Below are 1,556 nucleotides of genomic sequence, written 5' to 3' on the forward strand. Positions count from 1 at the left end.
TCGAGGCGGCCGCCGGTGCCGTGCGCGACGGGGCGTTCACGCCTCCGGCCGGCACGCCGACGTACGACCTGGTCGCCGCGATGTCGTGAGGGCGCCGCCGGGTCACTCGGCGTTGCGCGCCCGGCTGGGCTGCACCCGCATGGGCTCCCCCGGCATCTTGGGGAAGTCGGGCGGGAACGGCAGCTCGCCGAGCCCGTCGTCGAGGTCGCGCTGCCACCACTCCAGCAGCGTGGTCAGGCGTCCGGGGTTCGACCGCATGCCCGCCCATGGGTCGCCGACGTCGCGCAGCCGGTCGGGCATGGTGCGGATCGTGAACCGCGCGGGGTCGGCCGTCTCGAGCTCGTCCCATTCGAGCGGGCACGACACCGGGGCGTGGGCCAGCGGCCGGGGGCTGTAGGCGCCCGCCATCGTGCGGTCGCGGTTCGCCTGGTTGTAGTCGATGAAGATGCGGTCGCCGCGCTCCTCCTTCCACCATGCGGTGGTGAGCTGCTCGGGCATGCGGCGCTCGAGCTCGCGCGCGAGCGCGATGACGGCGTGGCGCACGTCGAGGAACTCGTGCTCGGGCTCGATCGGCGCGAACACGTGGACGCCTCGGCTGCCCGAGGTCTTCACGAACGCGGTCAGGCCCACCTCGGCCATGAGCTCGCGCAGCGCCACCGCGGCAGGCACCGCCTCCGCGAAGCCGGTGCCCGGCTGCGGGTCGAGGTCGATGCGGAGCTGGTCGGGGTTGTCGGTGTCGTCGGCGCTCGAGGCCCACGGATGGAACACGATCGTGTTCATCTGCGCGGCCCAGACCGCCGCAGCGGGTTCGTCGAGCACGAGCTGCGGATGCCGCCGTCCGCTGGGGTACGTGACGGTGACCGATCGCACCCACTCGGGCGCGCCCTTCGGCGGGTTCTTCGAGAAGAACTGCTCGCCGTCGATGCCCTCGGGGAAGCGCTGGAGTGACACGGGACGGTTGCCGTTCGCCTCGATGAAGGCATCGCCGACGGCGACGAGGTACTCGGCGAGCTCGAGCTTCGTGATGCCGGGCTCGGGCCAGAGCACCCGGGTCGGCGAGGAGATCCGCACGTCGCGATCGCCGTGCGGACCGGGGACAGTGAGCGTTGCAGCAGCGCCGGCCATGCTGCCGACGCTACTCCCTCAGCGCGACGCGCCCGATCAGGACGCGGCGGTGGCGTATCGGCCGGCGCTGCGGGCGCGCGCCTTCTCGGCCTCCTCCTCGCGATTCTTCGGCGGTGCCGCGGTGACGAGGTCGTCGAGGAGGTGCCGCGTGATGTGCGCGATCTCGGCGACGGCCCGATCGAAGGCCTCGGCGTTGGCCTTGGAGGGCTTCGTCGATCCGCTCACCTTGCGCACGAATTGCAGCGCCGCCGCATGCACCTCGTCGTTCGTGGCCGCCGGCTCGAAGTTGTGGAGGGTGTGGATGTTCCTGCACATGCTCCGAGCCTAACGCTGAGACATGAGCCTGTCTCGGGTCGGATGCCGCGGCCCGGCGCCGATCACGACCCCGTGCCGTGCGACTGTCCGCGGGCCGCCTCGCGCGCGGCGTCGCG

At 72.2% G+C, this 1,556-nt stretch carries 2 protein-coding genes; both read right to left on the reverse strand.

What is annotated here, in order from left to right; translation table 11 throughout:
* Positions 1-102: 102 nt before the first annotated feature.
* Positions 103-1,125, reverse strand: a complete 1,023-nt coding sequence (ligD, locus tag GH736_RS22680) for a non-homologous end-joining DNA ligase (protein WP_159607253.1) — start codon at positions 1,123-1,125, stop codon at positions 103-105.
* A gap of 36 nt (positions 1,126-1,161) precedes the next feature.
* A complete protein-coding gene (locus GH736_RS22685) occupies positions 1,162-1,440 on the reverse strand; it encodes a DUF2277 domain-containing protein (RefSeq protein WP_159607255.1) in 279 nt (92 codons plus the stop codon).
* Positions 1,441-1,556: the final 116 nt, after the last annotated feature.

Source organism: Agromyces humi, assembly GCF_009720255.1.
Classification (GTDB): Bacteria; Actinomycetota; Actinomycetes; order Actinomycetales; family Microbacteriaceae; genus Agromyces; species Agromyces humi.